Genomic DNA, 7,416 nt, shown 5'->3' with positions numbered 1-7,416 from the left:
GGTTCGATCAGCGTAAAGAGTGAACGGGCCGAAACGTCGATGCGCGCAAACGTGCGGCGCAACATGCCAATCGTCTCGCGGACGAACCAGTGTGCGCGATGTTCGAGCAGCGTGGCGTCGACCGCGAGCAATGCGCGGGCATCGCCTTCGGTCCTGAAAATCCACGTGCCGATTTCGAGCTCGTTCGTACGCAGGTTCAGGATGGCGTCGTCGAGTTCGCGGGCAAACTGCAACGGCCACCAGTTCGCGCCAGCAGCGACGATTGCATCGATTGTCGCGGGCTGCTCCGTGACGGGCGCCTTCGCGGTAAAGGTTGCAGTGCGCTTCGTCCGGTCGATCTTGATGTCCACGGTTGCGTAAGTGATTCAGTCTTTGCGGTCCGTTCGCTCGACGCGGGTCAACACCACGCCCTTTGCATCGGCGGGACGATCGCTCAGGCCCGCCAATTCCTGCGCGCGCGCCTGGATCGTTTGCTTGAAGACGTTCGGCTTGACGACTTCATCGACCAGGCGCCACTGCTTCGCTCGTTCGCCTCGAATGCCTTCCACGATCGTGCAGAAGATATCGGCGCGATCGTGCCTTACCCGGCGCTTGTCGGTCACGCGCGTCAGGCCGCCGGTTCCGGGCAACACGCCAAGCAACGGCACTTCGGGGAGCGCGACCGAGGAAGCGCGGTCGTCGATCAGATAGATTTCGTCGCAGGCGAGCGCCATTTCGTAGCCGCCGCCCGCGCATGCGCCATTCACCGCCGCCAGGAACTTGAGGCCTGAATGACGCGAGGCATCTTCGATACCGTTACGCGTCTCGTTCGTGAACTTGCAGAAGTTGACCTTCCACGCGTGAGTGGAGAGGCCGAGCATGAAGATATTCGCGCCCGAACAGAACACCCGGTCCTTGAGACTGGTGACCACGACTGTGCGGACTACGGGATGTTCGAATCGAATGCGCTGGAGTGCATCGTGCAATTCGATATCGACGCCAAGATCGTACGAGTTCAGCTTCAGCTTGTAGCCGTCGCGAATTCCGCCGTCTTCCGCGATATCCATACCGAGGGTCGCGACAACGCCGTCGAAGGAAAGCGTCCAATGCTTGTAGTGCGAAGGCTCAGTGCGGTAGTCCACGCGGGAGGTGCCGGCGGACTGCGCCGCGGGGTTTGATTCCTGCGCTACGGGCTGCACTGTTGACATGGATGGCTCCTTCGTACGGTTTCTCATTCGATGAGATGTACAATAGTGCATCTACTAGGTGGTAGCAAGCACTTTAGTGCGCTTTCAGGGTTAGCACTAGGGGCCAGCAGTACCGCCCAATCTCCCCCTACTCCGATGCCAGCCGCGCCGCCAAACGATCCCGCAACGACAGATAACTATCCGCAAGCGACTTCCCGCTGGTATCGAAGGTCATGTCTGCGCGGCCATACAATTCGGCGCGACCCTCGAGAATGCGCCTTAGATCGTCCATGGATTCCTTGTTGCCCGCCATCGGACGTAAGTCGCCCTGCGCAATCACGCGACGCATATGGTCCTCCGGCGTGGCTTGCAGCCAGACCGTAAAACAGTGCGTGAGCAACGCATTCAACGTACTCGCCTCGGACACCAACCCGCCCGGAGACGCAATCACAGCGCGGGAATGCTCCTGAATGACCGCATCGAGCGCGCGATGCTCATAGCGCCGGTAAGCGCTCGCCCCATAGAGCGCGTGAATCTCCGACGGCGGGCATCCCGCCAGTTGCTCGATCACACGATTGAGCTCGACAAACGGCACCTTGAGTTCATCGGCCAGCATGCGGCCAAGCGTCGATTTACCTGCGCCGCGTAGCCCGATCAACGCAATCCGGTTGTGTCGATGAGGGTCCTGGGGAGCTGTCGAAAGCATCTCTTCAAGCGCGATCCGCGTACGCTTCAGCGTGTCATGGTCGCGGCCATTGAGCAGCTCACGAATGCGGAGCCAATCGGGAGACAGCGTGGTTTCATCGCCGACAATTTCTGCCAGCGTGCAATTTAGTGCCTTAGTCAGCTGCCGAAGAAAAAGGACCGACGCATTGCCCACGCCCGATTCGAGGTTAGCGAGGTAGCGTTCCGATACGTCCGCTTCCTTCGCCAGCGCCTTTCGCGTGAGTCCGCGACGGGCGCGAAGCACCCTCACGCGCTCGCCCATGCCGACCAGGAAGGGATCGCGGGCTTCGCGGTCATCTTGAGCGGGCATCGACTGATCGGTGGGATCGACGCTTTGCGCTAAAGCGTTTTGTTTCATGTTCATGGACCTTGGTCGCTTTGTTATATGTACTATAGTGCTTGACATGCAGTTTGTCGCAGGCTAAGTTTAATGCACCAATCTAAGGCGAAAGAACGGACCGCGTGGTGCGTTCGGTTGCCATCGAGCCGCGCCTGACGCGCGCCGGAGACAAGCATGCCCCCCACCGAATTCCGTATTCAATCGACGAAACAGGCCGGCGCGGAGTAATGCGTCGCAGCAACACACGTTGTCTCATCAGGATTCCTCATGACTCCATTACTTGAGAATTACATCGCGGGAACGTGGGTAGCCGGTCGTGGCGAAGGCTCGACGCTCGTCGACCCGATCACGGGAGAGGCGCTAGTGCGCGTGTCAAGCGAGGGACTCGACCTTCGCGCGGCATTCGCGTTTGCACGCGATCGCGGCGGCGAAGCGTTGCGCGCGTTGAGCTATGCCGCTCGCGCCATCAAGCTAGCAGAGGTTGCGAAGGTCTTGCAGGCGCATCGCGACAAGTATTACGCTACCGCACTCGTAAATTCGGGTACGACCAAGAACGATTCAGCCGTCGATATCGACGGCGGGATCTTTACGCTGTCCTACTACGCAAAGATCGGCGCGTCACTAGGCGACGTTCATGCGCTGCGCGACGGCGCGGCGACGAGTTTATCGAAGGATCAGACCTTCAAGTCCCAGCACATCCTGACGCCCACGCGCGGCGTCGCGCTTTTCATCAACGCCTTCAATTTTCCGTCGTGGGGATTGTGGGAAAAAGCGGCGCCTGCGTTGTTGTCGGGCGTGCCGGTCATTGTGAAGCCCGCGACCGCTACCGCGTGGCTCACGCAGCAGATGGTAGAGGACGTGGTCCACGCCAGGATCTTGCCGGAGGGCGCGATATCGGTGATATGCGGCGGCTCAGCAGGCTTGCTCGACCAGATCGGCGCGTACGACGTAGTTTCGTTTACCGGGTCCGCCGAAACTGCCGCGACCCTTCGCGCGCATCCGGCGTTCGTCGCACGTGGCGCGCGGCTCAATGTTGAAGCCGACAGTCTGAACAGCGCGATTCTCGCCGCGGACGCCGCGCCCGGCACACCGGCGTTCGATCTGTTCGTGAAAGAAGTGGTGCGCGAAATGACGGTCAAGTCCGGCCAGAAGTGCACGGCCATCCGTCGCGCGTTCGTGCCGAAGCTGTATCTGGACGCCGCCCGCGAAGCACTCGTGGCCAAGCTTGCTGCTGTAACCGTGGGCAATCCGCGCAACGAAACGGTCCGCATGGGCGCGCTGGTGAATCGTGCGCAACTGGAAAACGTGCGCGCCGGCATCGCGACCTTGCGAGAAGAAACGGAGCTGGCGTTCGATGGATCGCAAGTCGCGCTGATCGACGCAGATCCCGCGATCGCCGCGTGCATAGCGCCGCATTTGCTCGTGGCACACGACGCCGACCACGCGACTCGCATCCACGACGTCGAAGTGTTCGGTCCGGTCGCCACGCTGTGTCCGTACAACGACGAAGCCCACGCCGTCGCGCTGGCCCGGCGCGGCCATGGATCGCTGGTTGCATCGCTGTATTCGAACGACGAAACGCAACTCGCGCGCCTCGCGGTCGAACTCGCGGATAGCCACGGCCGGGTTCACGCAATCACGCCATCGGTGGCGCTTACGCAGACTGGACACGGCAACGTCATGCCGATGTCGCTGCACGGCGGCCCCGGTCGTGCCGGCGGCGGTGAGGAACTGGGCGGCCTGCGTGCGCTGAATTTCTATCATCGGCGCTCGGCCATCCAGGCACCTGCCGCGACCATCGACGCATTGCTCAATAAGACAGGGCATTTCGAGCTGTAGGGCAATCGGTAGAGAACGCCCGGCGGACCGCCAAAGCGGTCCGCCCGCGCGTCGCGCCCCATTTCAGGAGACTCCATTCCATGGAAGCCGTAGTCGAGCCGCTGGTCCCGCAATCGTCGCTATACCCCGTAGTCGAGCCGCCGCCAACGCAGTTTAATTTTGCCGCGCACCTATTCGCATTGAATGCGACGCGCGCGCAAAAGACGGCGTATATCGACGATACCGGCGCTGCCTCCTACGCAGACCTTAACAATCGTGCGCGCCGCTTCGCGAGCGCGCTCGGCACACTCGGCGTTCACCCCGAAGAACGCATTTTGCTGGTCATGCTCGATACGGTCGACTTGCCGGTCGCGTTTCTCGGCGCGCTGTATGCCGGCGTCGTGCCAGTCGTAGCCAACACGCTGCTGAGCGCCGCAGACTACACCTACATGCTGGACCACTCCCGCTCGCGCGCAGTGATTGCATCGGCCGCGTTGTTGCCGACCGTGACGCAGGCGCTCGCCGACGCCGCGAACGAAGATTGCGTGTTGATCGAGTCCCACGCGCTGGACGGCGATGTGCCTGCTGAGCATTCGTTCGCGCGCATGGTGGCGCAGGCCGTGCCGAGATCCGCGCCCTATCCGAGCCACGCCGACGACATCGCGTTCTGGCTATATTCGTCGGGCTCCACGGGCAAGCCCAAGGGCGCGGTCCACACGCATGCGAACCTTTATTGGACCGCCGAACTCTATGGCAAACGCGTGCTTGGCATGACCGAGGACGATGTCGTTTTTTCCGCCGCCAAATTGTTCTTTGCGTATGGCCTGGGCAACGCGCTGACGTTTCCGCTTTCGGTCGGTGCGACCGCAATACTGACGTCCGGGCGCCCGACTTCCGACACCGTTTTCGCGCGCCTTACGCAGCAGCACAAGCCGACTATTTTCTGCGGCGTGCCGACCTTGTACGCGGGGATGATGGCCTCTGAGGAACTACCTTCCAGAGATACCGTTCGGTTGCGCATTTGTACGTCGGCGGGAGAAGCGTTGCCGCGTGAAATTGGCGAGCGCTTCACGGCGCATTTCGGCTGCGAGATCCTCGATGGTCTCGGGTCGACCGAGATGCTGCACATCTTTTTATCGAATCGCGCGGGCAAGGTCGCGTACGGCACGACAGGCGCGGCGGTGCCCGGCTACGAGGTGGAACTGCGCGACGAATGGGGCCAGAAAGTGCCGGACGGCGAGATCGGCGACCTGTTTATCAAGGGGCCGAGTACCGCGCTGATGTACTGGTGCAATCGTGAGAAGACGCGCGCAACCTTTCTCGGCGAGTGGCTGAAAAGCGGCGATAAATACCAGCGGCTCGCCGATGGGAACTACGTCTACGCGGGACGTGCCGACGACATGCTCAAGGTGAGCGGCCAATATGTATCGCCGATAGAAGTCGAGATGGTGCTGACGCAGCACGCCGATGTGCTCGAGGCGGCTGTGGTAGGCATTACGCGCGATGGTCTCGTCAAGACGCGCGCGTTCGTCGTGCTGAAGCATCGCGTGCCGCCGACTGATGAACTCGCGGTAGAACTCAAGGCGTTCGTCAAAGCGCGCATGGCGCCACACAAGTATCCGCGCGAGATTGTGTTCGTCGACGATCTTCCCAAAACGGCGACCGGCAAGATCCAGCGCTTCAAGTTGCGCGAGCGCGAGTGAAGTTCGGCGAGAATAGAGGCAATTCAAATCCGACCACGCCCATGGACTCATCGTTGCACGACACTGCATTCGCAATACTCCCCGCCACGCACGATCGCGGCGCGTTGCGGCTCGAATATCGATGGCTGAATCGCGAGCTGGCTGACGCGCCCATCGCCTTGTTCCTGCATGAAGGACTCGGCTCGGTCGCGATGTGGAAGGGCTGGCCGCAAGTGCTCTGCGATGCGCTCGGTTATCGCGGGATCGTGTATTCGCGGCCGGGATATGGGCGTTCGACGCCGCGTCCCGCCGACGTGAAGTGGCCCGTCGACTTCCTCGCCCGACAAGCGCATGAGGTACTGCCGGCGTTCCTGGACGCGCTCGACATTGGCCCGGCCGAGCGCTCGCGCATGTGGTTGATCGGGCATAGCGACGGCGGCTCGATCGCCCTGCTCTACGCGGCTGCATTCTCGAACGCGAACGCACTCCGCGGCGCGGTGGCGATTGCGCCGCATGTGTTCGTCGAGGAAATTTCAGTCGACTCCATTGCGCAAGCGCTCGTCGCGTATCGCGAAACGGATTTGCGCAGCAAGCTCTCGGCTTATCACGATGACGTCGATTCCGCGTTCTTCGGCTGGAACACTATCTGGCTCGATCCCGCGTTCCGGTCATGGAATATTTCGGGCGAACTGGCAACGATCGCGGGTCCATTGCTTGCCATTCAGGGACACGACGACGAGTACGGCACGATGGCGCAAATCGATGCCATCCAGGAACACGTGCCGCACGCACAACTCGTGCGGCTCGATGAATGTGGGCATTCGCCGCATCGGCAGAAACCGGCAGCGTTGACGGCGGCGATTGTCTCGTTCGTCAATGGGCGCGTGCCTGACGATGCGGCAGAGGCTATTCGTCATCCGTCATGATCTTCGCGATTTCCGCTTTGTGCGCGCGATAAAAGGCCATGTTTGCGCGCCTGGGTATCGTCGATGCATTCACGAATTTCGCCATATTCGGATCGTCGGACAACGCGTCGGCAACACGGACGCGCAGCAGCACCAATCCGCCAACGGCCGCTTCGCGCGCGGTGAGTCCATGCCGCTGAAGCAGCGCGACCTTGGCTGGCGACTTGTTGATCTCAGCGATCATCGAGTCTAGCGATACCATGGTCTTTTCTGGATCCGGCGAGGTGTCGGAACCGTCGCTCGTCTGACTGCGGGCGTCGGCTGCGGCGGCTGCGTAGCGATGCAGGAAGCTTTCGGTGAGGGTAAAGCGCAGGATTTCCCGGTTATCGGCCGGTGTCAGTGCAGGAGCCGATATCGCGAAGCCCGCTGCCCATGCCGTCAATGTCAGCAGCGCCACCGCCTTTGCAGCACGGCTCGCTTTGGCCAGCCGGCGACGGGCGTCAATGAATCGGGCGATCATGTTTCCTCTCTCCGGGCAACGCTTGAGTGTTGCGGCTCGCGATCGGTGGTCTTTTTTCCGCTGCTTTTTTCCACCTGTTCCAACTTGAGTCGTCACTTCCCTAACACGTAATCATGCTAGAAAACCCGGGTCTGGAAAACTCGTTTTTTGCGCGACAGATTGCGTTGAAACATACCAGTGAATTAGCCTGATTCGGTGACGCGTACGGGGCTGATTGTTAGTTGCTTTGTTGGTTTTGTTGAAACCGGGATGCTTATTC

At 61.1% G+C, this 7,416-nt stretch carries 5 protein-coding genes and 1 pseudogene; 3 read left to right on the top strand and 3 right to left on the bottom strand.

The annotated features are described in order from the left end of the window. Together WCA53_RS11135 and WCA53_RS11130 are read right to left on the bottom strand one after the other, a co-directional pair. Nucleotides 1–1,187: pseudogene (locus WCA53_RS11135) on the bottom strand (enoyl-CoA hydratase-related protein); the annotation flags it as partial. A 127-nt stretch (nt 1,188–1,314) separates the two neighbouring features. Next, nucleotides 1,315–2,202: a helix-turn-helix transcriptional regulator gene (locus tag WCA53_RS11130; RefSeq protein WP_423909253.1), complete on the bottom strand. Its 888-nt coding sequence runs from the start codon at nt 2,200–2,202 to the stop codon at nt 1,315–1,317. A 297-nt stretch (nt 2,203–2,499) separates the two neighbouring features. On the opposite strand from WCA53_RS11130, the gene WCA53_RS11125 reads away from it, so the two are divergent. The 3 genes from WCA53_RS11125 (at nt 2,500) to WCA53_RS11115 (ending at nt 6,658) form a co-directional block, all read left to right on the top strand. Beyond that, entirely contained in the window at nt 2,500–4,071 is a 1,572-nt protein-coding gene (locus WCA53_RS11125; RefSeq protein ID WP_423909249.1) for a 3,4-dehydroadipyl-CoA semialdehyde dehydrogenase, read from the top strand. 80 nt (nt 4,072–4,151) lie between these two features. Further along, the gene (locus WCA53_RS11120; RefSeq protein WP_423909246.1) at nt 4,152–5,753 is read left to right on the top strand and encodes a benzoate-CoA ligase family protein; all 1,602 of its coding nucleotides are present in this window, start codon (nt 4,152–4,154) and stop codon (nt 5,751–5,753) included. Nucleotides 5,754–5,794: 41 nt separating this feature from the next. Then, complete coding sequence (locus tag WCA53_RS11115) at nt 5,795–6,658, top strand: alpha/beta fold hydrolase (RefSeq protein ID WP_423909243.1); 864 nt, start codon at nt 5,795–5,797, stop codon at nt 6,656–6,658. Here the strand turns inward: WCA53_RS11115 and WCA53_RS11110 are convergent. Continuing rightward, the gene (locus WCA53_RS11110) at nt 6,639–7,157 is read right to left on the bottom strand and encodes a hypothetical protein (protein ID WP_423909240.1); all 519 of its coding nucleotides are present in this window, start codon (nt 7,155–7,157) and stop codon (nt 6,639–6,641) included. The two genes, WCA53_RS11115 and WCA53_RS11110, sit on opposite strands and share 20 nt — an antisense overlap. Nucleotides 7,158–7,416: the final 259 nt, after the last annotated feature.

It is taken from the genome of Caballeronia sp. (genome assembly GCF_049581465.1).
Lineage (GTDB): Bacteria > Pseudomonadota > Gammaproteobacteria > Burkholderiales > Burkholderiaceae > Caballeronia.
Note: the sequence above shows the minus strand (reverse complement) of the source record. Positions and strands in the feature narration are given on the sequence as shown.